The organism is Niallia alba (assembly GCF_012933555.1).
GTDB lineage: Bacteria > Bacillota > Bacilli > Bacillales > Cytobacillaceae > Niallia > Niallia alba.
This window is the reverse complement of record NZ_JABBPK010000001.1, coordinates 1,462,325-1,487,851: the sequence shown is the minus strand read 5'-3', so window position 1 is coordinate 1,487,851 and position 25,527 is coordinate 1,462,325. Positions and strand designations below refer to the sequence as shown.

23 protein-coding genes are annotated in these 25,527 nt (G+C 34.5%); 6 read left to right on the top strand and 17 right to left on the bottom strand.

Annotation, left to right across the window (positions count from 1 at the left end; all coding sequences use genetic code 11):
• Positions 1-10 precede the first annotated feature (10 nt).
• Entirely contained in the window at positions 11-778 is a 768-nt protein-coding gene (prpE, locus tag HHU08_RS07320) for a bis(5'-nucleosyl)-tetraphosphatase PrpE (protein WP_169188135.1), read from the top strand.
• Between the two features lie 231 nt (positions 779-1,009).
• On the opposite strand, the gene HHU08_RS07315 is transcribed toward prpE, so the two are convergent.
• The 4 genes from HHU08_RS07315 to HHU08_RS07300 all read right to left on the bottom strand — a co-directional run bounded on the left by HHU08_RS07315 (position 1,010) and on the right by HHU08_RS07300 (position 3,952).
• Positions 1,010-1,906 (bottom strand): RluA family pseudouridine synthase, encoded by an 897-nt coding sequence (locus tag HHU08_RS07315; RefSeq protein WP_016204331.1) that lies wholly within the window; start codon positions 1,904-1,906, stop codon positions 1,010-1,012.
• Positions 1,907-1,927: 21 nt separating this feature from the next.
• The gene (locus HHU08_RS07310) at positions 1,928-2,722 is read right to left on the bottom strand and encodes an NAD kinase (protein WP_016204330.1); all 795 of its coding nucleotides are present in this window, start codon (positions 2,720-2,722) and stop codon (positions 1,928-1,930) included.
• Positions 2,723-2,797: 75 nt separating this feature from the next.
• A complete protein-coding gene (locus HHU08_RS07305) occupies positions 2,798-3,430 on the bottom strand; it encodes a GTP pyrophosphokinase (protein WP_169188134.1) in 633 nt (210 codons plus the stop codon).
• A 150-nt stretch (positions 3,431-3,580) separates the two neighbouring features.
• Complete coding sequence (locus tag HHU08_RS07300) at positions 3,581-3,952, bottom strand: UPF0738 family protein (RefSeq protein WP_016204328.1); 372 nt, start codon at positions 3,950-3,952, stop codon at positions 3,581-3,583.
• Positions 3,953-4,298: 346 nt separating this feature from the next.
• Between HHU08_RS07300 and HHU08_RS07295 the strand changes: the two genes are divergently transcribed.
• From HHU08_RS07295 to HHU08_RS07280, 4 genes are all read left to right on the top strand, one after another.
• Complete coding sequence (locus tag HHU08_RS07295) at positions 4,299-4,886, top strand: CYTH domain-containing protein (protein WP_169188133.1); 588 nt, start codon at positions 4,299-4,301, stop codon at positions 4,884-4,886.
• Between the two features lie 174 nt (positions 4,887-5,060).
• Positions 5,061-5,687, top strand: a complete 627-nt coding sequence (locus HHU08_RS07290) for a lytic transglycosylase domain-containing protein (RefSeq protein WP_169188132.1) — start codon at positions 5,061-5,063, stop codon at positions 5,685-5,687.
• Positions 5,688-5,793: 106 nt separating this feature from the next.
• Positions 5,794-6,201 (top strand): globin domain-containing protein, encoded by a 408-nt coding sequence (locus tag HHU08_RS07285; protein WP_016204325.1) that lies wholly within the window; start codon positions 5,794-5,796, stop codon positions 6,199-6,201.
• The gene (locus HHU08_RS07280; protein ID WP_016204324.1) at positions 6,201-7,073 is read left to right on the top strand and encodes a ClpXP adapter SpxH family protein; all 873 of its coding nucleotides are present in this window, start codon (positions 6,201-6,203) and stop codon (positions 7,071-7,073) included. The genes HHU08_RS07285 and HHU08_RS07280 overlap by 1 nt, the downstream gene beginning before the upstream one ends.
• A gap of 354 nt (positions 7,074-7,427) precedes the next feature.
• On the opposite strand, the gene pepF is transcribed toward HHU08_RS07280, so the two are convergent.
• The 12 genes from pepF to HHU08_RS07220 form a co-directional block, all read right to left on the bottom strand.
• Positions 7,428-9,254 carry an oligoendopeptidase F gene (pepF, locus tag HHU08_RS07275; RefSeq protein ID WP_169188131.1) on the bottom strand — a complete coding sequence of 609 codons (1,827 nt, stop codon included), beginning with the start codon at positions 9,252-9,254 and terminating at the stop codon, positions 7,428-7,430.
• A gap of 180 nt (positions 9,255-9,434) precedes the next feature.
• Positions 9,435-10,616 carry a competence protein CoiA gene (locus HHU08_RS07270; protein ID WP_016204320.1) on the bottom strand — a complete coding sequence of 394 codons (1,182 nt, stop codon included), beginning with the start codon at positions 10,614-10,616 and terminating at the stop codon, positions 9,435-9,437.
• Between the two features lie 271 nt (positions 10,617-10,887).
• On the bottom strand, positions 10,888-12,405 hold the full coding sequence (cls, locus tag HHU08_RS07265; RefSeq protein WP_169189626.1) for a cardiolipin synthase: 1,518 nt from the start codon (positions 12,403-12,405) through the stop codon (positions 10,888-10,890).
• Positions 12,406-12,730: 325 nt separating this feature from the next.
• Positions 12,731-13,393 carry an adaptor protein MecA gene (mecA, locus tag HHU08_RS07260; protein WP_016204318.1) on the bottom strand — a complete coding sequence of 221 codons (663 nt, stop codon included), beginning with the start codon at positions 13,391-13,393 and terminating at the stop codon, positions 12,731-12,733.
• A gap of 517 nt (positions 13,394-13,910) precedes the next feature.
• Positions 13,911-14,306 (bottom strand): transcriptional regulator SpxA, encoded by a 396-nt coding sequence (gene spxA / locus HHU08_RS07255; RefSeq protein WP_016204317.1) that lies wholly within the window; start codon positions 14,304-14,306, stop codon positions 13,911-13,913.
• 496 nt (positions 14,307-14,802) lie between these two features.
• Positions 14,803-15,378, bottom strand: coding sequence for a GNAT family N-acetyltransferase (locus tag HHU08_RS07250; protein WP_016204651.1), 576 nt, complete (start codon positions 15,376-15,378; stop codon positions 14,803-14,805).
• Between the two features lie 3 nt (positions 15,379-15,381).
• Positions 15,382-16,590 carry a putative glycoside hydrolase gene (locus tag HHU08_RS07245; protein ID WP_016204650.1) on the bottom strand — a complete coding sequence of 403 codons (1,209 nt, stop codon included), beginning with the start codon at positions 16,588-16,590 and terminating at the stop codon, positions 15,382-15,384.
• A 202-nt stretch (positions 16,591-16,792) separates the two neighbouring features.
• On the bottom strand, positions 16,793-17,731 hold the full coding sequence (locus tag HHU08_RS07240; RefSeq protein ID WP_016204649.1) for an ABC transporter ATP-binding protein: 939 nt from the start codon (positions 17,729-17,731) through the stop codon (positions 16,793-16,795).
• 1 nt (position 17,732) lies between these two features.
• Positions 17,733-18,800 (bottom strand): ABC transporter ATP-binding protein, encoded by a 1,068-nt coding sequence (locus HHU08_RS07235; protein ID WP_101730325.1) that lies wholly within the window; start codon positions 18,798-18,800, stop codon positions 17,733-17,735.
• 12 nt (positions 18,801-18,812) lie between these two features.
• Positions 18,813-19,730, bottom strand: a complete 918-nt coding sequence (locus HHU08_RS07230) for an ABC transporter permease (RefSeq protein ID WP_169188130.1) — start codon at positions 19,728-19,730, stop codon at positions 18,813-18,815.
• Positions 19,731-19,732: 2 nt separating this feature from the next.
• Positions 19,733-20,668 (bottom strand): ABC transporter permease, encoded by a 936-nt coding sequence (locus HHU08_RS07225; protein WP_169188129.1) that lies wholly within the window; start codon positions 20,666-20,668, stop codon positions 19,733-19,735.
• A gap of 198 nt (positions 20,669-20,866) precedes the next feature.
• Positions 20,867-22,483: a peptide ABC transporter substrate-binding protein gene (locus HHU08_RS07220; RefSeq protein WP_016204644.1), complete on the bottom strand. Its 1,617-nt coding sequence runs from the start codon at positions 22,481-22,483 to the stop codon at positions 20,867-20,869.
• Positions 22,484-23,448: 965 nt separating this feature from the next.
• Here HHU08_RS07220 and trpS point away from each other — a divergent pair.
• Positions 23,449-24,441: a tryptophan--tRNA ligase gene (trpS, locus tag HHU08_RS07215; protein WP_156827868.1), complete on the top strand. Its 993-nt coding sequence runs from the start codon at positions 23,449-23,451 to the stop codon at positions 24,439-24,441.
• Between the two features lie 307 nt (positions 24,442-24,748).
• Here trpS and HHU08_RS07210 read toward each other — a convergent pair whose 3' ends face one another.
• Positions 24,749-25,495: a YjbA family protein gene (locus HHU08_RS07210; protein WP_016204642.1), complete on the bottom strand. Its 747-nt coding sequence runs from the start codon at positions 25,493-25,495 to the stop codon at positions 24,749-24,751.
• Positions 25,496-25,527 lie beyond the last annotated feature (32 nt).

Genomic DNA, 25,527 nt, shown 5'->3' with positions numbered 1-25,527 from the left:
GGGGGATTTTATGAAACTGGATATCATCGGAGATATTCATGGATGCTATGAGGAGTTCAAGCAATTAACAGAAAAATTAGGATACACTTGGGAACAAGGTTATCCACAGCATCCTCAAGGAAGAAAGCTAGCGTTTGTAGGAGATCTAACAGATCGTGGTCCTTCTTCCTTATCCGTAATAGAAACCATTTATCTATTAGTGAAAAATAATTTAGCCTATTATGTGCCAGGTAACCATTGTGATAAGCTATATCGCTTTTTCTTAGGCAGAAATGTAAAAATCGCCCATGGGTTAGAAACAACAGTAGCGGAATGGGAGCAATTAAATAAAAAAGAACAACAAAGAATAAAGGGAATGTTTAAAGACCTATACGAAAATGCACCGTTATACCACATCCTTGATAATCAAAAGCTCGTTATCGCCCATGCAGGCATTCGCGAGGATTATATTGGCCAATATCATAATAAAGTAAAAACTTTTGTGCTTTATGGTGATATTTCTGGAGAAGTACATGCAGACGGTTCACCAGTAAGAAGAGATTGGGCTAAATATTATAAAGGCAATGCGACTATTGTTTATGGTCATACTCCGGTAAGAGAAGTAAGAGAAATTCAACGTACCTATAACATTGATACTGGTGTTGTCTTCGGAGGAAAATTAACAGCCCTCCAATATCCAGAGTTGACGATTAAATCTGTACCGTCGAGTCTGCCATTTATTGCAGAAAAATTTCGCACTTTTGAAAATCAACCAGTAGTCGTCAAACAAAGCCCATGAATACATCAAAGTCTAATAAAAAGGCTGTTTTCGTAAAGTATGTTGCGATTACCCGCAGCCGGAATACACTTCGCTTTCCCTGGGGGTCTCAGACTGTCTCGCTAATCCCCGTGGCGTCTTCGTGTATTCCGGCTGCTCCATTTTTCCAACTAATTCTTTTTTTCGATTAAAAAACAACAATCCTTTAGAAAACAGCCAATAAAAAAGAGTTAAAGATCTTTTAAGTGATCCTTAACTCTTTTTCATGCCTTGCTCTATCCTTTTCATATCATCGGGAAGAGCAACGGTAAATGTCAACGATTGTTTTGTTACAGGGTGGGTAAACTGGAGAAAAAAACAATGCAGAGCTTGACGATTAATCCTGTCTCTTTTCCCTCCGTATAAGTCATCTCCTAGAAGCGGATGCCCTTTATAAGCAAGATGAACTCGGATTTGATGTGTTCTTCCTGTCTCTAGTGATAATTCTACGAGTGAGAAATGCTTACCTTGTGACAATACTCGATAATGAGTAATGGCAGTTTGCCCATCTGCTCTTACTTCTCTTTTAATAATGCTATCTGAGCATCTGCCAATTGGCTCATTAATCGTATCATTTAATGGCGAAATTTCCCCTTCTGCAAAAGCGAGATATTTTCTTTTTACATCGCCGCCTTTTTGCTGTTCGCTAAGTAAATGATGGATGTGGCGATGCTTAGCAATAAGAACTAATCCAGATGTATCTCGATCTAATCGTGTAACAATATGGGTTGTTGATTCAATTCCATGTTTCAAATAGTAACCAACTAAAGCGTTAGCCAAGCTGCCAGTAGGATGCTCTCTTGAAGGAATAGTATTCATCCCATATTCCTTTTGTACAATTAATAAATACTCATCCTCAAAAATAATGTTTAACGGAAGTTGTTCAGGACTTAATCCACTGCTAGGTAGCTCAGGTGGAAAAAGAACTACTAATCGATCGCCACTTTTCAAAGTATAGCGCACATTTTCTTCGCTCTCATTTACAAGAATCTTCCCACCTTTAAACTTTATATCTGTTAAGGCAGCCTTGGAGATACTTTGCTTCTTTAAAAAATCTTTAATGGTAATGCCTGTTTCATGCTGCATAACCCACTCTAACGTAAAGCTCAAACTATCGCTCCTGTCTATTGCTTATTCCGAAATGAAAGAATCATGTACTCGTTTCCAGAACGGAAATGGACGAAACCTTGCAAACCTTACTTTTTCTTCTGCTACTCGATATTGAATCGAATGTACTTTTTTATGTAATAGATTCAAATGATCAATCGAAATTTGAAAATTAGGTTCATTAACTGGTTTAAGTACACAAGTATGATGTTTCGGCAATATTAATGGCGATCCTACTGTTCGAAAAACTCGATTATTAATAGATGCCATTTCCGCAAGCTGTATCGCTTCAATGGAAGGATGTACAATTGCTCCACCTAATGCCTTGTTATAAGCTGTACTTCCTGAAGGGGTCGATACACAAAGTCCATCCCCTCTAAATCGCTCGAAATGTTTTCCGCTCATTTCCACATCCATTACAAATGTCCCTTCGATACTTTTGACCGTTGATTCATTTAAAGCTAAGTATCTCGTTTCCTTCTCTTCATTCTGGTAACGTACAATCACTTCTAAAATAGGATATTCAATAATGTTATATGGCGTTTTTGCGATGGCAATCACTAGTTTTTCCAATTCAGCAGGCGTCCAGTCTGCATAAAACCCTAAATGACCTGTATGCATCCCCACAAATGCCGTCTTGTCTAAACGATTGCTATAACGATGAAAAGCGTAGAGAAGGGTTCCATCTCCACCTACAGAGATAACAATATCTGGCTCTTCTTCATCATATTCAAGTTCAAAATCAAGTAAATATTGTTTAATTATTTGGACTAAGTTTTCTGATTTCGAATCACCCTTTGAGGTAACGGCAAATTTCATAAGTTTGGTAGCTCCTCTTCTCAGTTTAGAAATGCAGAATATAAAATGAGTTTCTTTTGAATTACTAAGAAAACACTAATTATTCTTGTCATTTTCTTTTTTACGATTAAAGAAAGCTTGTGCATCTTGAATTTCTCCCCGGATTAAAGACATTTCTTTATCCAAACGAAAGGCACCTTCGGCAGCTCCCTGTAACCTCATTTTAATATCTTCTGGAAATTGCCCTTTATATTTATAATTCAATGAGTGCTCAATCGTCGCCCAAAAATTCATTGCAAGCGTACGAATTTGAATTTCGACTAGGAGTTTCTTTTCCCCATTGATGGTTTGTACAGGATAGACAATTACCACATGATAGGATCGATAGCCGCTTTCTTTTCTATGTAATATGTAATCTCGCTCTTCAACAATTTCGAAATCATTTCTTTGTCTTAATAGTTCAACTACTCTTATAATATCGTCAACAAATGGACACATCATACGGAGTCCTGCAATATCCTGCATTTCCGTTTCAAGTTTGTCTAAAGGAATCCCCTTTTCATTTGCCTTATCCAATATACTTGCAATCGGTTTTACTCGCCCTGTTACAAATTCTATTGGAGAATGGTCATCTTCATGATCAAATTGACGTCTCATTCCTTTTAGTTTAACCTTTAGTTCCTCCACTGCTAACTTGTAGGGAGCCAAAAATTGATCCCATTGTTTCATATATAACACCTCATTTCCAAGGTTCTTTTCAGACGAGGTATTTCTTTTATAGAAGATTTGTTAATTATTTCTTATTCTTATCTAACAGGAGGAATGCCAACATTCTAAACTGCAATTATACTAATTCCTGTTTAAAAAAAATCTAACAAATCATTGTAGAAAAATGGATGAAACTGCTTTTTCCATATCCTCTCCATAATTTCCATTTCCTCGAATATTTTCAATTAAATATTCTATTTCCTCTTTAAAGCTTTCTAGCAATATTTCCCCATTTGCATCTTTTACAAAAAAGGCATCATTTGAATCTACTGCTTCTTTACAGTCCTTCCATACCTTTTCCGGAATTTCCAGATAAACATATTCGTTTTCTTTTTCAAGTAAATATATAAACGCAAGAGAATCAGAATCAACAAGGATTTGACCACATGCTTTCGTACTTTCTAGAATTGCATTCTCTTGCAATTGAAATACCAGTTCATTTTCCCTTTTTATTGTCTCTTTAATCTTCCATTTTTGCTTCATAATTCACCCTCCAACTATGCATATTTTACCACAATCAAAAGAATTATCATAGAAAAGCGGAAGAGCCTGATTAGCGGTGTACAAACTGGAAGGATATCGACTGAGATAAAGGAAACACGATGAGCAACAGCGAATCGATGTTGACTTATCGTAGGGAGGTAGCCTGAAGTTTGCTAACCGCTAGGCGCTGTAGCTAGACATATAGAAAAGCGGAAGAGCCTGGGTAGCGGTTTATATAACAAAAAATGAATGTAATAAGACCCTAAAAGAAAATCGTCAATAAAATAGCATGTTTGGCAATCACACTTTATAATAATAGACAAGTCATTTTGGAAAGGATTTATTTATGTCTCATAATCAAAACATTGAAATAGAATTTAAAAATATGTTAACAAAAGAAGAATACGCATTGCTCCTAACTCATTTTCACATTCAAAAAGAAGAACTATTTGAGCACGAAAATCATTATTTTGATACAAGTGATTTTGCTTTAAAGAAGAATCATTCTGCTCTAAGGATTCGCAAAAAAAAGGAAGATTATGAATTAACTTTAAAGCAGCCACATCGCGACGGACTTCTTGAAACAAATAAAATTCTTTCAAAGGAGGAAAGCGACGCTATTTTCGCAACTGGGAAAATAAATGATGAACAAATCTCTGGTCTTTTATTAAATATGAACATTAACCCAGCCTCCATATTATATTTTGGTAGCTTACGAACAATTAGAGCAGAAAAACAAATTGGAAATGGTTTACTAGTTTTAGATCATAGTTTTTATTTAAAAAAGGAAGATTATGAGTTAGAATATGAAGTAAGCAATCGGGAAAAAGGAGAAATATATTTTACAGAGTTATTATCTACCCTAAAAATTCCCGTTAGAAAAACGAAAAACAAAGTCCGTAGATTTTATGAAGAAAAATATAAACAGAAATAACCTTAATTTATTTAATCAAAGTACAAATTAAATCACTTAAAAACAGATTAATCTTTTACACCCTGATATGTAGCAATAAAGATTTTCACACTCTTTATTGCTTCTATTTTGTTAGCTACAAAAGCGTTTTACATTTTGTTATTTTAAGAAGTTGCTAATAGACGGAGGAAAGCAATGAAAATTGATCAATTTAAAGTAATGCTTGAACTCCAAGCTTTACAAGGTTTAAATTCAACAAACACTACCAGTAATGCATCTACTCTCTTCCAAGATTTTCTCAGTAATATGTTGACATCTGAAACAAATTTAACAAATTCAATCGAAAACAATACATTAGGAGCATCTTCCACACCTTTAGGATTAGCGAATAATGTTTCCCTTCTGCCACTAAGTTTAACTAAGCTGAATGCTTCATCGTCATCCACCACAGATTTCGATGAAATGATTAGAACAGCAGCGGAAAAATATAATTTACCTGAAAAACTAATAAGCTCTGTAATCAAAGTAGAATCCAATTTCAATCCAAATGCAACTAGCTATGCTGGTGCATCCGGTTTAATGCAACTAATGCCAAGTACAGCAAAATCATTAGGAGTACAAAATGTATTCAATCCATTGGAGAACATTATGGGCGGAAGTAAGTATCTAAAACAAATGTTAGAAAAATACAGTGGAAATGTCGAACTTGCTTTAGCTGCATATAATGCAGGACCAGGTAATGTAGATAAGTATGGGGGTATTCCGCCTTTTAAGGAAACACAGAATTACGTCACTAAAGTGACACAGCATTATATGGCATAATTTTCATCTCGATCTATTTACAAGCTATTTATTTGTACAATGAAATGTCGATTGTTACAATATAATTAAAGTAACGATATAAAAGAACAATAAAGGAGTTTTAAATATGGTCGAGAACATGTCGACACCTTATGAACGAATTGGTGAAGCCACATTAAATAAACTTGTAGATTTATTCTACAATCATGTTGGTCAACATCCTGACCTAGCTCCTATCTTCCCAGAAGATTTAACAGAAACAGCTCGTAAACAAAAACAATTTCTTACACAATTTTTAGGTGGTCCAACTCTTTATTCTAATGAACACGGTCATCCAATGCTAAGAGCGAGACATTTACCTTTCCCAATAACAGAAAAACGTGCACTAGCTTGGTTAGCTTGTATGGATCAAGCTATGGAAGAAGTAGAATTAGATAGCAAACTACGAGAAGAGATTTTTTCAAGACTCGTGCTGACAGCAAAACATATGATTAATTCGGAGGAAATCGAAACTAAAAAAGGTGATAACACGTGATGGAAAAAGACTTTTCTGTATCCAAGCCGAAAACAGCTGATGACAATTGCCAAGAAAGCAAACCACTCGAAATATATATGTTTATCGACCCACTCTGTCCTGAATGCTGGGCGCTTGAGCCTATTATGAAAAAATTGCAGATTGAATATGGACGATATTTCTCCCTTAAACATGTATTAAGCGGTAGATTATCTGCCTTAAATTGTAGTAAGAAAAGTAAGTATGCGAATATCGCTGAATTTTGGGAAAAAACCGCTAGTCGTTCAGGGATGTCATGTGATGGATCTTTATGGTTTGATAATCCAATCATTTCTCCTCATTTGCCTTCCATTGCACTTAAAGCAGCAGAATTGCAAGGACGGAAATCTGGTATGAAGTTCTTACGAAAATTACAAGAGCTATTATTTTTGGAGAAAAAAAATATTGCTACATTTGAAGTTCTTAAATCGTGTGCTAAAAGTGTGGGAATTGATGTAATAGAATTTATAGCTGATATTCATTCAAACAGTGCAGCTAAGGCATTTCAGTGCGATTTAAAAATCACCAGAGAAATGGAAGTAAATGAAATTCCCACACTCGTCTTCTTTAATGAAAATATCGAAGAAGAAGGAATTAAAGTGACAGGTTATTATCCATATGAGGTATACGTACAAATTATCGAGGAAATGCTGCAAATCCAACCAGAAAAAGCAGCTCCACCACCGCTTGAAAACTTTTTAGAATGTTTTAAGTTTGTCGCTTCAAAGGAATTATCTGTTGTTTATAATAAATCGATTCAAGAAATTGAAAAAGAAATGAAGAAGTTACAATTACGACAATTAGTAGAGCAAATACCAGCTAAATACGGGGTATTTTGGAAATATATTGGTTAAAAATGGGGGATGTGGCTATCTATTAAGATGCCATGTCTATTTTTTTATATAGTGTATTTTAATTATAGGAATGTCAATTTGAATAAAAATAAAAAAGGACTTGCTGTCTCAAGGCAAGGCCTTTTTTATTTTTACGAACAAAGGGGATGGGAGAAATTTTTCACGGTCAAACAAAGGGGTATAAGTTTGTTTGTGATTAACTTCACAACTAAATAGTATCATAGATCGATAATTTTCTGCAATACACCTGGTACTTTGTTCACAAAAATGTCAAAATTAAAAGATAAAAAGAAGAACCAAATGAAAAAACGAGCAAAAGAGCTGCCTCTCTTACTCGTTTTTCCATTCTAAAGACTATTGAAGCTCATTCAATAAGCTTTCCATTTCATTTAATTTCTCTTCAAAAACCTTACATGCTTCTTCAATTGGTGTTTTGCTTGCCATATCTACTCCAGCTTTTTTCAGTACTTCAATTGGATAATCAGAACTACCAGCCTTTAAGAAATCGATGTATCGTTCTACTGCTGGGTTTCCTTCCTCTAAAATTTGTTTACTTAAAGCAGTTGCAGCACTATAGCCTGTCGCATATTGATATACGTAGAAATTATAATAAAAATGTGGAATTCGAGACCATTCCAAACCAATTTCTTCATCTATAATGATATCTTCTTCTCCAAAATACTTCTGATTTAATGCATAGTATTCTTTTGTCAATAAGTCTGCCGTTAAAGGCTCGTTATTACTTGCTTTTTCATGAATTAATTGCTCAAATTCAGCAAACATTGTTTGGCGGAATACAGTTCCTCTGAATCCTTCTAAGAAATAATTGAGCAAGTATAGACGTTTTTGTTTATCCGTAATGGTTTTAAGCAAGTAATCATTTAATAGTGATTCATTACAAGTTGAGGCTACCTCTGCAACAAAAATTGAATAGTTTCCATAAGGATATGGCTGGGATTTTCTTGTATAGTAGCTATGCACAGAATGACCAAACTCATGGGCTAATGTAAATAGATTGTTTACATTGTCCTGCCAGTTCATTAGAATATATGGATTTGTACCATATGCTCCTGAAGAATAGGCACCACTTCTTTTCCCTTTATTCTCATGGACATCCACCCAGCGGTTTTCAAATCCTTCTTTTAAAATAGAAGCATACTCTTCTCCGAGAGGAGCCAATCCTTTAATGACTAAGTCTTTTGCTTCTTCATAAGGTATTTCCATTTTCACATCTTTTACCAATGGAGTATATAGATCATACATATGGAGCTTATCTACACCTAAAACCTTTTTACGCAGCTTCACATAGCGATGCAATAATGGTAAATTTTTATTAATCGTTTCCACAAGGTTTTCATATACTTGTTCTGGAATATTGTTACCAGCAAGTGCCGCATGTCTTGGTGAATCATAATTTCTAATTTTTGCGTTAAAGGTATGATTTTTTATTTCTCCACTTAATGTTGAAGCAAACGTATTTTTAAATTTACCATACGTATCATAAACTGCTTTAAAGGCATCACGACGTACACGTTGATCCGCACTCTCCAAAAAGCGTGTGTATCTACCATGTGTAACCTCTACTTCTTCCCCATTTTCGTCTTTAATGCTTGGGAATTCCAAGTCAGCATTATTTAACATTCCGAACGTGTTGCTAGATGAATCCAATACCTCTGAAGCTTGGGCAAGTAACGCTTCCTGTTCTGCATTTAAAACATGTGGACGTTGTAGATTAATCTCTTCTATCGCCTTCTTATAAAGCTTCAGTTCTTCCTTTTCTTCTAAAAAAGTATTTATGACTTTTTCATCAATCGATAATAACTCAGGAACGATATAAGCAAGTGCACTTGCAGCATGTGCATATAAGCTTTTAATACGACCTTCTACTCCTTGATAAAAGCTATTTGTTGTATCCTGGTCGTAGCGCATATGTGCATATGTATATAATATCCCAAGCCTTGATAGTAGCTCATCTTGATATTGTAAAGCTTCATAAAGTACATCAGCACTATCAGCAAGCTTGCCCTGATATTCGGTAGCCTTTTGTGATAAATTCTTTACTTCTTCAAATTCTTTGTCCCATTCTTCATCACTTGCGAAGATATCCTCTAATCTCCAAGTATCTTCTGCTGGAACCTCATTACGTAGTGGTAATTTCTTAACACCTGTTTCTGTTGACATGCTTCATCCTCCACTCTATTATTTCGCCATACGAATATAAACCTTACTACATATTCTCTGTTTGCCGACTAACTCCTTCTTATTCTAACAAATTTTCGCTCTATTTCCGATTTTAACGCATGAACTAGTTGCATACATATCCAAGTAGCATATGTGTATTTTATGCTATTTCATTTATGTTTATTGCATATCATTTAATTTTTTTAAATGCTTATAAAATGCCACTTCTTCTTGTGTCTGTACCTTATAATTTCTGATTTCTTTCCAATAAAGAAGACGATAAAAATTCGGTTTTATTTCTTCCATAATTTTCAAATTAATAAGTGTCTGTAAATATTGCTTAACGGCTACTTTCCAGTTTTTCTCTTTTAGAAAAGGCAAGTCTCTTATCTTTATATTGCCTTTTTCTATTCTCCTTTGGAAATGTCCATAAACTTTTTGGAGGGGATATATTTTTGTTGCATCGAAAAAGCTGTCTAAAAAAATAGTGGCCTGCCAATAAAGTGGAGGTGTTTCTATGAGGAAGCCTTCTTTTAAGGGTATACCGATAAATGGCGGTAAGAAATGGGGATGTAGTTCCCTTGCATATAGCTCTTTTAAAAAATGATCATTTGTTTTTGTTGGATAATGCACATCCTTTGTCTTTTGACGGTGAATCAACTCTCGCCAATAAGAGATAGAAAAATTCTTATTTGATAGGATGGGAAGTTTCAGTTCGCCCTCCATTTTTACTAAGGGATAGGAAGAAGTGGAGATAAATGTTTGAGAAATAGAGATAGGGACGGGGTTTTGAATCAAGTAAAATACCCTATCATAAGGACAATATGTTGGGAGTAGATACTGATTCTGATAAAAAGTGAAAAATTGATAAATAAAGGTGGAAAGTTTCACTTTGATCGGATTCCATTTTTTCAAATGATGAAAGCCAATAATCCAAATCGGGTAAATATTTATTTTTCGATAACCTTCTGTACGTTTTTTTACTAATTGCGGAGAAATAACTGCGCATTGATATTCGATCACATATTGCTCCTTGTTAAAGACAAAACTAATATCTGCTCGCTGCTTTATTTCTGGAAAATAAGGTTCTAATTTAGGTTCAAGATTAACTTCGAGCAATTTTTGATATAGTTGTAGCTTTCCTTGCAAATGATAAGAAGACTCAGCCTCTCCATTCCCCGCACACCATTGTGTCCTCTCATGTGCAAAATGAGTAATCTTCTTCTCCCCCATTTTTAAAATGACTCTCCCTTTACATTCTGGACAATATATCGGCAATTCACGTAAGCCTTTTAGCTCATCCTTATTTTCCATCGTAAACAAGTTAATCATTTTTCCTTCTGCCGTTATTGCTGTATACAAGTAATATCCCTCCTTTTATCCTCTTTTTTTATTATTCTTTTTTGTTCTTCTTATTCCTGCAAAAAATTTAAACTTCTCAGAAATACTCACAAAATGAATTTTCTATAAAGACAACTTTAATACTCTCTTCAGCAAAAGTAATTCTCCTAAACCAGAAAAGGGCTAAATTTTCTTCACATTACCATTGAACAAAAATGCTAACATAAAGAGAATTTTAGTCCTTTTCAGAAGTATTTCCTTACATTTATTTCATATATCAAAAAAACAGCATTTATAATAACGGAGATAACAATCTAGAAGTCGATTCAAGCATTCGATATCCGTAATGCCTTTTATTAAAGGTCTCCACTTCTAATTCGATTGAGTGAGTTATATCTTCTAAATAATCTTTCACTAGTTTTTCTGTACTTCTTGTCCTATATAAAAAGGCACTTACTTCAAAATTTAAATGAAAGCTTCTCATGTCCATATTACATGTCCCAATGGAAGCAATTTCACCATCTACAATAATAATTTTGCTATGCATAAATCCTCGATTGTATTCAAAGACTCTTACTCCTGACTCCAGTAATTCTGGGAAATAAGAACGAGAAGCATGGAAAACGATTCGTTTATCTGGTTTGCTAGGAACAAGAATCCGAACATCCACTCCACTTAATGAAGCGATTTTTATAGCAGAAAAAATATCTTCATCCGGAATAAAGTAAGGAGTAGCAATCCAAATTGATTTCTTCGCCGAAGTAATCATGCTGAAAAAAATACTTTTAATAACACTCCATTCATTATCTGGACCACCTGCAATCAATTGTACTCCGCCATGGGAATTTTCCTCAGAAACTGGTGTTAAATATTCCTCTGTTAAGAAACTATGGTTGGTCATATAAAACCAATCTTGAAGAAAAATCAATTGTAAAGACCTAACCGCATCTCCTTTCAGAAGCAAATGAGTATCTCTCCAATAACCAATCGAAGGATTTCTTCCTAAATACTCATCTCCAATATTTAAACCTCCTACAAAGCCGATATTTCCATCAATGATAATAATTTTGCGATGGTTTCTAAAATTAAATTTGCTATTAAAAAAAGGCATTTTAACAGGACTAAAAGCAACCACTTCAATGCCAGCCTCTTTCATTTCTAAGCAGAACTTTTTAGATAGCTGCCAAGACCCAACAGCATCATATAAAAATCGAACCTGTACTCCGGCTCTTGCTTTTTCAAGCAAAATATCCTTTATCTCTTGACCTATATCATCATCTCTCACAATATAATATTCCATGTGAATATGGTGTTTCGCTTTCCTTAATTCCTTTAAAATGGTCGAAAACGTCTCATCTCCATCTGTTAGTACTTGAGTGGAAGTACCAAATGAAATTGGACTATTTCCAAGTTTCTCGGCTAAGTGAAATAAATTGCGTTGATGTCCATCCAGTATCTTTTTCTTCTCTTCTTTTCGGGAACTAATTTCACGTTCAATCTTCAGAAATGCTTCTTTATCTAGAAAGTACTTTTTTCGATAAATTCTTTCTTTGCGATAGTTCCTCCCGAAGAACAAATAAAAAACAAACCCAATAATTGGAAAACTTCCTAATACAATTAACCAGGTTAATGTTTGTGTCGGATGCCTATTTTCAAAGAAAATGACAAAGCCGATAAAAATTACCGACAAACTTATAACTAAACTTAACTGTCCGTAAATTCCCCCTTTTACGGAGAAAAATAAATTAAACACATAAACAAATAGAGCTGCTACTACAAAAAACAATCCTAACCTAGCAGTATGATTCATGACAGGCACCGCCATTCTCCCATTTACTTACAATAAGCTTCGTATAGCTCATTTATTATTCCCTTATATTTACCCACAATGCCACTAAAATACTCCCATCTAAAGCGTTCCTCCGCTCTTTCTGTAAGTAGAGTGAGACCTGACATGCTTTAAGTGATTTAGGTCTATCATTACATTTTCTACAGGTGTCTATATCTATTCATCAAGCTTGGCATTTATACATCCTTCTTCTGCTTCCCTCTTATCTGTACACAAAAAAACTCTACAATGATAGGCACTAACCACACATTGCAGAGTTTCTATTTAGCATCAAATTTTTCTTATATTAATTAAAGTATTTTCTTAACTCCATAAATACTTCATTCTCCATAATAACCTTTCCATACTCTTCAAGAACATGAATAGTCATTTTGGAATCCTCTTGAGCATATTCCAGTAAAATGCTTAATGCATTTTCTACTTCCTCTTCTGGAATTTCCTCGTCAAGGAACTGTACAAATAAGTAATATTTTCCATTGTAGCTATAGAGTTTTGTATCCATTCCTTCTAGCCCTTGCATTTTGGATAAGGAAATGATGTCCTCAAAATCATTAAACGTTAAAAGAAATTCAAGACTCTCATCATACTCCTCTTCACCATCTTTTATAGTAAAGTGTTGATCCATTAAGTCTTCAAAACGTTCATCAATAGGTAAATCCTTTAGCTTATCCTCCGGAATGGAAATTTCAAACTTCTGTCCGTCTTTAGAAAGCTGCGCTTTTGTAACAAGAATTTCCAAGCCTTTTTCTAGAGCTTGAACTTGGATCCATAATGGTCCATCAAAGATAAAGTCCTCTTCTTGATGCACTTCGTCCATCATTTCCCAAAATAATTCCTCACTGCGCTCCCGATTGTACCAAATCTCCTCACGTTTAAATCCACGTTCTTCTATATCAATATACGAAATATAAAACTTTACTGTATGATCATTAATTCTTTCAATTTCCATACGCTAACACTCCCTTCAGACTATGATGGAAGGGACAAGAGACCCCCATACAGATTTGTTTTATTTCTTACAAGTAAACTTTCTGAAATAAAATATAATTTTTCCTTGTATTGTACCTTGTACTTTATATTTTATGACAAAAGCAGTATAAATGGAATTAAAACATCTTGGGTTTGAAAAAAACCATTATATGCCTATTCAAAAAACATTCACAATTCTCCATTTTTTTCATGGTTGATAGTTGACTTCTACTTATTCTTTTTTAATACCATATTCCTGTTTAGTTATATTTAGTAGTATTACCTCATAGAAATTATTTCAAACTAAAAAGAAAAGGCAATCAGTGACAGTTTTAACCAAATCCCCAAAGTTTTTATCAGAATCTGTTTCTTCTATTCATAAGGGGAAAGAAAAGGAATTAAATGTTTACCCGTGAATAAAAAAGAAAAATCTGACTGAAAGATACCAAATATATATTTGGTATCGATTAAGTCAGATCTTTTATACTGCGTTCATATTAGTTAACTAATCGTTGTGCTTCTCGTAATTGGAAAGTACGAACTTTTCTTGGTAAAAATCTGCGAATTTCATCTTCATTGTACCCTACTTGCAGCCTTTTTTCATCAATGATAATCGGACGTCTTAATAGCCCTGGGTTATTTTGAATAATGCCAAATAAATCTTGTAATGGCATTGTTTCTAAATTCACATTTAGTTTTTGAAAAGTTTTACTTCTTGTTGAAATAATCTCATCTGTTCCATCTTCTGTCATACGAAGAATTTCTTTTATCTCCTCAATAGAAAGTGGCTCAGAGAATATATTTCTTTCTTTATAAGCAATTTCATGTTCCTCTAACCATGCTTTTGCTTTTCTGCAGGATGTACAACTTGGTGAAGTGTATAATGTTACCATTTTACAAATTCACGCTCCCTTTATTTAGACATGTAATTAACTACATTCGTTATAATTATAAAAAACTTGAGTTCTTGCTTGGAAATTCTTAAATTATAATTAATTCAATCAAGTAATTTATATTAATTATTATACACTAATTGTTTGCTTTATGGTATATGTTTTAAAAAATTTATCCACAAGTATAATTAATTTCTGTATATTAGCTATTAATCTTACGTTATTTGTTGTTATTCTCCTCCTTTATGTAAGAAAAACTCGTTAAATTAAACCGAATTTCTCGCTTATTTTCTTGCTTATCATTATAGACGTTTGAAAACAAAAAAAGTTTCAAAAATTTATCGTATCTGTTAAAATATTTGTTCTAAAATATATACTTTCTGATTAATTACCCATCATTCATTTCTTTTAAACCTATTTCTATTCTCAATTAAAGATATTTTAATGAAAATGAATGTTTCCACTATTAGCTTCTCATTTATGCTTATTCATAAAATCAAATATCATCAAGTATATTTTTCTGTTCTTGGCCATTATTAAATTGAACGACTTTATCGACTGGTTCATAAGCTTCCCCGTAAAAATGGATATCATTATACGTATGAATTTTATTATAGGTTTTTACCAATGCTTGATAAACGACATCTTCGTTTTCATTATTAGGTGCCCAATAAAGTATCTCCATTGCATTTACTTCCCTTGTGGCTAGGGATAACCTTCTATACCCAATGGATGTTGCATGTTTAAACCCTTCTCTTTGGTAAAACTTAAGCCTTTTTTTCGTATCACTATCCTTGTAATTTATTGGTTCCACTTCTAATATAATTGGTTTATCCTTTTCTTTTAACTTCTCCACTAATTGATGCCCAAGCCCCTGACCTCTGGCTTCATTGGAAACAAATAAATAATCAACAAAGATAAAATCCTCTGCTTCCACATACATTAATACATGGTATTTCCCTTCATCTTTATGATAATATTCCGGAAAATCCTTTAACAAGGCTTCCATATGTTCTTGTGATTTCATTTCTTCTACGGGAAAATACTGATTTAACTTATCATACCAATGCATGCCTTAATCTCCTTTTTTCTCTTCATTTTTCGGTGTGTAATCTACATTCTTCGTATAATTATTCCCTGCATTCCATAGTAAAAACTCGTTAACTCCTTGATCATTTAATGCTTCAATCTGTTTTTGAACCTCTTCTTTTCCGTATACTTGATAATTATCTTTTCCAAGCCATGCAGCCGTAAAATCTTGAAGCCATGGTCTTGAAATAGGCGGGTTCTTTAATTCATTCAACTTTTTCTTTTCCATTTTCGTATACTCACTCACAAGTTCATAAGGATGCAAATCTGGTTTTTCAATTCCAAAATACGCGGTCCAATGACTTGGATAGATCATCGAAGAAATGACATCAACATGATTACTTATTTTAGAGAAATTTTGACCGATTCCTGGTGCTTCTTCTAAAGTTGCTGTATATCCAAATATATCCACAGAAACCTTCACGTTATAGGGTTCTAGCTTTTCTTTGGCATACTGAACAAAATCTGTTACCGCTTCTACCCGTTTCTGCCCTTCACTTTTATTTAAATTCTCATAATCACCTTTTGTATAGGTTAATTTATCTCCCTTATTTTCAAAGCCTTCTGGAAAACGAACGTAATCGAATTGGATTTCCTGGAAACCCATTTTAGCCGCTTCAATAGCAAGATTGACATTATAATCCCAAACCTTTTCTTCAAAAGGGTTAACAAATGCTTCTCCTCTTCCATTGGTCCAAACCTTTTCTCCCTCCACAAATGACCATTCTGGTTTTTCTTTAGCTAAAACGGAATCCTTGAAAACAACAATTCGCGCAATCGGATAAATTTTCTCTTTTTCAAGCTGCCCTAATAGAGCCGTCATATTTTTGATAGAATTACTACCAATTTTCCGATATGATGAGCTTTCTTCCGGCATAAAGGTCAAATTACCATGATCTTCTTTATAATCAATTACCATTGCATTTAAATCGGTCGTTTTTATTAAATCAATTAATTGATTCCATTTATTCCCTCCAATTGAATTTGCATTTACATAAATCCCTCTTACAGCATCAGGGTATGTAAATTGGAAGGAATTGTTTTTCATTCTCGGTAAAGAATCTGGCCATTGTTTAACCATAATCTCCATTTGTTTTGTTGGCTGTTTTGGAATTACCTTCTCCTCTTTCGCAAATGCAATATGTGGAACCAATAAATAGAAACTTAATCCAAAGGATAAAAACTTTTTATTCATAGTGAAAACTCCCATCTATGTACAGTATCAATTATCTACTAACGTTGTATATATTATGTATACCTTTTATTGTAACAAACACAAACAACCTTAAGCTAATTTAGTTATTTTCGAACTGCACAAAGATAGAATTGCCAATAACAAGGCTCCAAAACAAAAAAGTCGACAACCTCCTTTCCGCTGAGATTGTCGACTTTGAGAATTATTTATTCTCCAATTGCATTTTATATTTTTTACATTCACTTTCAGAGCAATAAACAAAATGTCCTGGCTTAATTTCTCGCATTTTAAGTTCTTCGCCCTCTTCATATTGATGGACGGTCGGATCATAGACTGTTCTTTTTCTTGTACGCTCTGTTTCTGGATCTGGCAGAGGAATTGCTGATAATAAGGACTGTGTATATGGATGCATTGGGTTGTTATACAATTCATCTGCAGGCGCTAATTCAACTAATTTCCCAAAATACATCACACCAATACGGTCACTTATATACTTAACCATTGATAAATCATGGGCAATGAATAAGTAAGTTAAACCTTTTTCTTTTTGAAGTTTCTTCATTAAGTTAACAACTTGTGCTTGAATCGAAACATCTAATGCGGAAATCGGTTCATCAGCAATGATAAAGTCTGGATCTACTGCTAGAGCACGCGCAATTCCAATTCTTTGTCTCTGACCACCAGAGAACTCATGAGGATAACGATTAGCATGCTCTTTATTTAAACCAACTGTATGAAGCAGTTCGTATACTTTTTCCATTCTTTCTTTTTTGTTTTTCGCTAAACCGTGTATGTCAATACCTTCTGCAATAATATCAGCAACGGTCATTCTCGGATTTAAAGATGCATAGGGATCTTGAAAAATCATTTGCATTTTGCGATTAAACTTCTTTAAGTCCGTTCTTGATTTTCTTCCATGTACGTCTTCTCCGTTAAATAGTACCTGACCACCTGTTGCATCATACAGGCGAATAATGGTTCTTCCAGTTGTTGATTTCCCACAACCTGATTCCCCAACTAAGCCTAGTGTTTCTCCTTTGTAAATATCAAAGGTAACATCATCTACTGCTTTCACGACATTAGGAGTACCGACATTAAAATACTGCTTAAGATTTTTTATTTCTAATAACTTTTCAGCCATCTTATTTATCCCCCTTTACTAATACTGGTGTTTCAAAGTTAGAGGGTAGCTTTCTTATTCTTTCTTTAACAGAAGCAGGTGGTTCTACCGCTGGCGCATCTGGATGCAATAGCCACGACTTTACAAAATGTGTCTCAGACACTTGATATACTGGCGGCTCTTGTTCAAAATCAATTGCTAGCGCATATGGATTTCGAGCAGCGAACGCATCCCCAATTGGAGGATTTGTTAAATCTGGCGGTGTTCCAGGAATAGCTGCAAGCTCATCTTCATTATCATTATCTAAACTTGGCATGGATGCAAGGAGTCCCCATGTATATGGATGTCTTGGATCGTAGAAAATTTCATCCACCGTACCCATTTCAACGATTTGTCCTGCATACATAACAGCAACTCGATCCGCAACATTTGCCACAACCCCTAAATCATGGGTAATAAAGATAATGCTTGTATCCATTTTCTCTTGCAAATCTTTCATTAAATCTAAAATTTGCGCTTGAATCGTAACGTCTAATGCTGTTGTTGGTTCATCTGCAATTAACAGATGTGGATTGGCTGCTAACGCTATGGCAATCATCGCACGCTGCCTCATTCCACCAGAAAATTCGTGTGGATATTGATCTACTCTTTTCTCTGGTTTTGGGATTCCAACTAAACTTAAAAGTTCAATTGCTTTCTTTTTTGCTTTATCTTTGTTCATTTGCTGATGTTTAATCAGTACTTCCATAATTTGCGTTCCAATACGCATTGTCGGATTCAAAGATGTCATTGGATCTTGGAAAATCATACTCATTTCTTTTCCGCGGATGCTTTCCATCTCTTTATCTGTTTTTTGAACAATATCTTCCCCATTAAATAAAATTTGTCCACCTTTAATATGACCAGGAGGCATAGGAATTAATTTCATTAATGTTTGTGAAGTAACACTCTTACCCGAACCAGATTCACCAACAATTGCTAATGTTTCTCCTTTATATAAATCAAAGGATACTCCGCGAACCGCCTGCACTTCTCCTCCATACGTATGGAATGAGACTTGTAAATCCTTTACTTCTAATAATTTTTCCATTTATCTCACTCCTTACTTACGTAGTCTTGGATCAAGCGCATCTCGAATTCCGTCGCCAATAACATTAAATGCAAAGATTGTTAAACAAATAAAGATTGCAGGGAAAAATAAGCGCCATGGATAATATTGCATTGCACCAATTCCATCATTAGCCATCGTTCCCCAACTCGCTAATGGAGGAGTTAAACCTAAACCAAGATAACTTAAAAATGCTTCTGTGAAAATAGCATTTGGAACAGTAAGTGTTAAAGTTACAAGAATTGGTCCCATTGCATTAGGAATTAAATGCTTGCCCATAATTCTTGAAACACTTGCTCCTAATGTTCTAGAAGCCAGAATATACTCTTGGCTCTTTAATGATAATACTTGTCCACGAACCATTCGAGCCATATTGATCCAGCCAGTAATACTCATTGCTAAAATCATTGTCCAAATTCCTTGACCAAGAACAACCATTAGAAGGATAACAAGTAAAAGGTAAGGAATTCCATATAATACGTCAGCTATACGCATCATTACTTCATCTGTCTTTCCACCTTTATAGCCTGCAATCCCTCCCCAGATTACACCAATTACTAGGTCAATAAAGGCTGCCGCTATCCCAATAAACAGCGAGATTTTTGCGCCATACCAGATACGTTCGAACATATCTCGACCAAGTTCATCTGTTCCAAAATAGTGTTCTGCACTTGGGGGCTGATTCGTTTTTGTTAAATCATTTTCATAATAATTATATGGAGTTAATAATGGCCCAACAAAAGCCATAGCGATTAAAAGAATTAATAGGACAAGTCCAAATACGGCAAGCTTATTTTTTTTGAAACGAGTAAATACATCTTTCCAGAACGATAGACTTGCTTTTGAAATTTTTTCTGATTCTATGCTGCTATTGCCTACTATTTCAAATTTATCTTTCGAAATTTCTTGCATCTTTACGCTCCTTTCTTCCCGCTCGATAGTTTTATTCGAGGATCTATTAATCCGTACAACAAGTCGACAAGAAGAACAGATACTAACAGGATAATACTATAAAAAACAGTTACTCCCATAATCGCTGTATAATCACGGTTGTTTATGCTTTTTACGAACTGTGATCCAAGACCAGGAATCCCGAAGATTTTCTCTATTACAAAACTACCTGTAACAATTCCCGCAGATAATGGACCCATGTAAGAAACAACTGGAAGGATCGCATTACGGATGGCATGCTTCACTGTAATATTAAAACCGCTAATCCCTTTTGCTTTTGCTGTTTTAATATAGTCATTGCTTAATACTTCTAACATAGAAGATCTAGTTAAACGGGCAATAAAAGCTGTAGGACCTGCTGCTAGAGCCACTGCTGGTAGAACACTTTGCATAAAAGTCCCCCATCTAGCTACAGGGAAAATGCCTAGTTTCATTGCAAAAATATATTGTAAAAAAGCGGCCATTATAAAAGATGGAACCGAAATTCCTAATACAGCAACAATCATCGCTAAGTAATCTTGCCATTTATTATGTCTTAATGCCGCGATTACTCCTAAGGTAACACCAATTGCTAAAGCAATGAATATTGCTTCTAATCCCAATACTAATGAAACGGGAAACCCTTCATTAATTAATTGATTAACAGTTTGGCTCTTATATTTAAAAGATGGACCAAAATCCCATTGAACTACACGTAGCAAATATTCTCCATATTGAACATACCAAGGCTGATCAAGACCATAATGGGCATTTAAATTTGCTTCGATTGCAGGTGGCATTTTCTTTTCCGATGTAAATGGGTTACCCGGTGCCATTCTCATGAAGAAAAACGTTGCTGTAATGATTAACCATAAGGATATTGCCATAAACAGCAAACGTTTTGTCAAGTACTTAATCATGGTTTTACCTCCATTTTTTTCTAAAACAATGCGAATAGAAAGCAAGAGGATGCCTTAGGGAACGAGAATACGAAGTATCACTCGTTAAATAAGACAGCCTCTTTTATCTCTTTGGCTTGTACATCCTAAAAAGGTCCGGATTATCCGAAAGTACGCACCTTTCTTAAACATGATTGAATAATTAAGCCATTCCCTTAATTATTCAAAATGTGCCCATTTTAACTGAGCTTCTCCTAAGCCTGAAATTACTACATCTTTCAGGTTCTCTTTTTGCACCCATGTGTTTGTATAGAAATAAACTGGCGCAATTGGAAGTTCGTTCATAAGAATAGCTTCTGCATCTTGTAATAACTGTTTACGCTTCGCCTCATCTGTTTCTTTTTGTGAAGCAATAAGAAGTTCTTTGTATTCTGGGTTTTCCCAACCAGTGTCGTTATTTCCACCGTTTGCATCACGGTAAAGCTCTAGGAAATTAAATGCGTCATTATAGTCACCAGACCATGACATACGTCCAATTTGATAGTCACCAGAATCAATTTTTTCTAAATATACTTGCCATTCTTCGTTATCTAATTCTACGTCGATTCCAAGATTCTTCTTCCACATATCTTGTACTGCTTGTGCAATCTTCGCATGTGCTTCACTTGTATTGTAAGATAAAGTGATTTTTGGTAAATCTTTTACACTTGCATAGCCTTCTTCTTTCAACCCTTTTTCAAGAGCGGCTTTTGCTGCTTCGATATCATTATCTTTAAAGTAACCTTTTTCGTTTTCTGAGAACATTGTTGGAGGAACAACTGCCATAGCTGGAATTTGTCCACCTTGTGTAATTTGCTCAACAATTGCTTTACGATCAATCGCATATGTTAATGCTTTGCGAATATTTTCATTGTTAAATGGCTTTTCTTCTGTATTAAATTTATACCAATAAGTACCTGCGATTGCTTTCACATTTAGGTCCCCATTGTCTTTCAATGCTTTAATGGAATCGGTAGGTAATGCTCCAAATGGTAAGCCAGCCCAATCTAACTCATCGTTATCAAACATACTTAGTTCGGTTGTTGGCTCTTCCACCATTGACATTTCTACTGTCTCTAATTTAACTGTGTCAGCATCCCAATAGTCTTCATTCTTTTCTAGAAGGATCGATTCACTATGATTCCACTCTGTCATTTTGAATGGACCATTTGTAACATAGTCATCTCCAGCATCTTTATACCAATCTGGATTTGCTTCTGCGACATTTTTATTAACTGGGAAATAAGTATAAAAAGCTAATAGTTGCAAGAAATAAGGTGTAGGATTTACTAATGTCACTTCTAATGTTTTTTCGTTCACAACTTTAACAGCCACATCATCAAGACTGCCTTCACCATTATTTGCTGCTTCCGCACCTTTTATGGAATATAGTTGATATGCATATTGAGATTGATTTTGAGGGTCAATTGCCCATTTCCAAGCATATTCAAAATCTTCAGCTGTTACTGGATCACCATTTGTCCATGTAGCATCTTCACGAATTTTGAATGTATAGGTTAATTGATCATCCGAAACTTGGATATCTTCTGCCATAGCAGGCTGAGGAACACCATCTTTATCAATACGTGTTAATCCTTCAAATGTTTGAATTAACACACCACCTGATGTTGAATCTGTAGCTAATGCTGGATGTAATGTTGGTGGCTCTGAAACGATATTCAGACGTAAGTTTTGTGATGATGATTTATCACTACCACCTTTGTCATTACCACATGCAGCAAGAAAAGCACTTAGTATTAGCACTAAGCTCATTAGTACAAGCATTCTTTTTCTCATGTAATTACCCCCTAAATAATTTTCCTCAAATGGAACTTCGAAAATAGCTTTCCCATTCTAAACCTCAGAATACACAAGTAATCATTTCCTAAATAGTCAGTTATTTTAAATGGCTGTTTTCGTAAAGTTTGTTGCGATTACCCGCAGCCGGGATGATACACTTCGCTTTCCGTGGGGCTAAGCTTAAGCCTCCTCAGCTTCGCCTCCGGGGTCTCAGGCTGTCTCGCTAATCCCCGTGGCGTCTTCGTGTATTCCGGCTGCTCCAATTTCCCTATTAATTCTTTTTTCCTATTGAAAAAACAACAATCCTTTAGAAAACAGCCTTTTAAATAAATAACTATTTGCCGAACAAAATAAAAAACGTTAATAAAACCTATATAATGTTATACAAAAATAATTATTTCGTTCATTCTATTCATTATGTATTCTTACTTGTTTTAAATAATCTGAAATATCACTACCTAATCCATTCGTAATGACAATTATATAATCGGAATATTTATTACGCAAGAATTTTGTAGAATTTTGTAGAATAAAAACAAATCTGAAATATAAAAATCTACAGAATAATTATATTAATATAAATATATCCGAATTATCACAATTAGAAGAATACACTTTCTACTTCATTATTTTATTTTCACTCACTGATCTCTTTTCCCTAAAAGATACCGACAAAAGAATCCCTATTTTTTTATTAAAATCGACAAACTTTAATAAAACAGCCTTTGAATATCAACTAATCATGCTAAAATGGTTATAATAATAATTATAATTAAGTTTCTAGATTCTATTTTAAAAAGTGATTTTTGTATTTGCTCGAAGAAAGCGTTGTTTTGGGAAGATATTGTCTTTCTTTTGCAGATTAACATAGCTAGTAAAAAGGCCTATTAAATAGAATGAATCACTTGATTAGATGCATCTGCCACCTAATCCTGTGTCTAGAATACATATTGGAGGAAGTAATGATGAAAACTATCTTTTCTGGAATTCAACCTAGTGGAACTATCACATTAGGAAATTATATTGGTGCATTAAGCCAATTTGTGGAGTTGCAAGACGAATACAATTGTTTCTTCTGTATTGTGGATCAGCATGCTATAACAGTACCGCAAGACCGGCTGGTACTTAGAAATAACATTCGTAGCTTAGCTGCCCTTTACTTAGCTGTGGGTATTGATCCCCAAAAAGCTACTTTATTTATTCAATCTGAAGTTCCTGCCCATGCTCAAGGAGCTTGGTTGATGCAATGTGTCTCTTATATCGGCGAATTAGAGAGAATGACACAGTTCAAAGACAAATCAACTGGCAAAGATGCTGTGTCTGCCGCTTTATTAACATACCCACCATTAATGGCTGCAGATATTCTTTTATATAGTACAGATATCGTTCCAGTTGGAGAAGACCAAAAGCAACATCTTGAATTAACTCGTGATCTTGCCGAACGTTTTAATAAAAAATACAATGACATTCTGACAATTCCAGAAGTGCGCATTCCAAAAGTGGGGGCAAGAATCATGTCCTTACAAGATCCTACAAAAAAAATGAGTAAATCCGATACAAATAACAAAGCAACTATCACTTTGTTGGACGAACCAGCCCAAATTATTAAGAAAGTCAAAAGCGCTGTTACAGACTCAGAAGGTATAGTTAAATTTGACCGAGAAAACAAGCCAGGCGTGTCCAATTTATTATCTATTTACTCTATCCTTTCTGAGGAAAGTATTCCAAGCCTAGAAGCAAAATACGAAGGTAAAGGCTATGGAGAGTTTAAAACAGACTTAGCGAATGTTGTAGTTGATGCATTAAAACCAATTCAAGAAAAATACAACGAGCTAATGAATTCGACTGAATTAGATGACATTTTAGATGAAGGCGCAGCAAAGGCAAATAAAGTCGCAGGTAAAATGATTAAAAAAATGGAAAATGCGATGGGATTAGGTCGTAAACGCCGTTAATATCCGCTCTTATAGAAACGATGGATGACTCCATCATTTCTGTTTGTCGACAAAAGCATTTTAAAAAAGTTAAATGAAATTTTCTTGCGTTGCTTGAAGTGGAAGGGGGGAGACTCCTGTGGGATTAGCGCGAGCCCCATGGAAAGTGAACCCCTGAAACGGAAAGCAACATCCCTATTAGAAAAGGCAATATAAAGAAGACCATAGGCAAAAATTTCAAATTTCAAGAAGTTTGTCTACAGTTCTAAAGCCCGATGAAAATTCATCGGGCTTTTTCATTCCTATTAATTTTGTAAAACGGCTACTCTTAATTTACTTTCGGACCATGCTCCATTTCCCATAGCTTTTCAAAAAACGGCTGACCTTTTATAATATTCTCACAAAACTGCTCATGCTTATTCGACCAACCGTATTTTGTACACTCAAATAGTTCATTCCATGCATGTTCAAAATTTAAATGCTGAATCTCAAAATAACGTTCCGGACTCCATTCCGTATACCAATAGCGAACTTCTGCCACATTTTCAGACGAATATAGTTGATCTAGCGCCATAAACAATAATTGCTTTAATTGTCTTTCTTTTCTTGTTAATCCATTCATCACATGCGGCTCAGGTGATAAAATATGGAATTCTTTCTTTTCTTCGTTGTTTTGAAAGTTATAATAAATAGTTTCTTGATTTTCAAGCAGTTCATAGGCTAACTGTTCTTGTCTAGGTATCATTCGGCTCTTCCTAATTGGTACAGAATAACCTATTGTATCTACTACTAAAAGACCAATTCCATCAGAAACTACAAAACAATAATCTAATTGAATTCGTTCATGATTTTTTCGTAGATATGCCTTTTGATAAATTTCTTCTAATAATTGTCGTGGTATTTCCGCTAAATCATTTTCTATGTAATTGTATAAACATGAGTCTACTTTCAATAGCGGAACTTGATCCAATAATTCAACACCATCATCTTTTCTCCATTCATGAAAGTGACAAACATTATATCCGTTTTCTTCCCCTTCAAACCAATTTACCCAAACATCATGAAGATACTGCATATTTTATCCCTCACTTCAACAACTGTTTGTCC

Bases quoted from the DNA above. Each gene is read 5' to 3' on its own strand.
- prpE (WP_169188135.1), top strand. From the start codon at position 11: ATGAAACTGGATATCATCGGAGATATTCATGGATGCTATGAGGAGTTC.
- HHU08_RS07310 (WP_016204330.1), bottom strand. From the start codon at position 2,722: ATGAAATTTGCCGTTACCTCAAAGGGTGATTCGAAATCAGAAAACTTA.
- HHU08_RS07305 (WP_169188134.1), bottom strand. From the start codon at position 3,430: ATGAAACAATGGGATCAATTTTTGGCTCCCTACAAGTTAGCAGTGGAG.
- HHU08_RS07300 (WP_016204328.1), bottom strand. From the start codon at position 3,952: ATGAAGCAAAAATGGAAGATTAAAGAGACAATAAAAAGGGAAAATGAA.
- HHU08_RS07295 (WP_169188133.1), top strand. From the start codon at position 4,299: ATGTCTCATAATCAAAACATTGAAATAGAATTTAAAAATATGTTAACA.
- HHU08_RS07290 (WP_169188132.1), top strand. From the start codon at position 5,061: ATGAAAATTGATCAATTTAAAGTAATGCTTGAACTCCAAGCTTTACAA.
- HHU08_RS07285 (WP_016204325.1), top strand. From the start codon at position 5,794: ATGGTCGAGAACATGTCGACACCTTATGAACGAATTGGTGAAGCCACA.
- HHU08_RS07280 (WP_016204324.1), top strand. From the start codon at position 6,201: ATGGAAAAAGACTTTTCTGTATCCAAGCCGAAAACAGCTGATGACAAT.
- pepF (WP_169188131.1), bottom strand. From the start codon at position 9,254: ATGTCAACAGAAACAGGTGTTAAGAAATTACCACTACGTAATGAGGTT.
- cls (WP_169189626.1), bottom strand. From the start codon at position 12,405: ATGAATCATACTGCTAGGTTAGGATTGTTTTTTGTAGTAGCAGCTCTA.
- mecA (WP_016204318.1), bottom strand. From the start codon at position 13,393: ATGGAAATTGAAAGAATTAATGATCATACAGTAAAGTTTTATATTTCG.
- spxA (WP_016204317.1), bottom strand. From the start codon at position 14,306: ATGGTAACATTATACACTTCACCAAGTTGTACATCCTGCAGAAAAGCA.
- HHU08_RS07250 (WP_016204651.1), bottom strand. From the start codon at position 15,378: ATGCATTGGTATGATAAGTTAAATCAGTATTTTCCCGTAGAAGAAATG.
- HHU08_RS07245 (WP_016204650.1), bottom strand. From the start codon at position 16,590: ATGAATAAAAAGTTTTTATCCTTTGGATTAAGTTTCTATTTATTGGTT.
- HHU08_RS07240 (WP_016204649.1), bottom strand. From the start codon at position 17,731: ATGGCTGAAAAGTTATTAGAAATAAAAAATCTTAAGCAGTATTTTAAT.
- HHU08_RS07235 (WP_101730325.1), bottom strand. From the start codon at position 18,800: ATGGAAAAATTATTAGAAGTAAAGGATTTACAAGTCTCATTCCATACG.
- HHU08_RS07230 (WP_169188130.1), bottom strand. From the start codon at position 19,730: ATGCAAGAAATTTCGAAAGATAAATTTGAAATAGTAGGCAATAGCAGC.
- HHU08_RS07225 (WP_169188129.1), bottom strand. From the start codon at position 20,668: ATGATTAAGTACTTGACAAAACGTTTGCTGTTTATGGCAATATCCTTA.
- HHU08_RS07220 (WP_016204644.1), bottom strand. From the start codon at position 22,483: ATGAGAAAAAGAATGCTTGTACTAATGAGCTTAGTGCTAATACTAAGT.
- trpS (WP_156827868.1), top strand. From the start codon at position 23,449: ATGATGAAAACTATCTTTTCTGGAATTCAACCTAGTGGAACTATCACA.
- HHU08_RS07210 (WP_016204642.1), bottom strand. From the start codon at position 25,495: ATGCAGTATCTTCATGATGTTTGGGTAAATTGGTTTGAAGGGGAAGAA.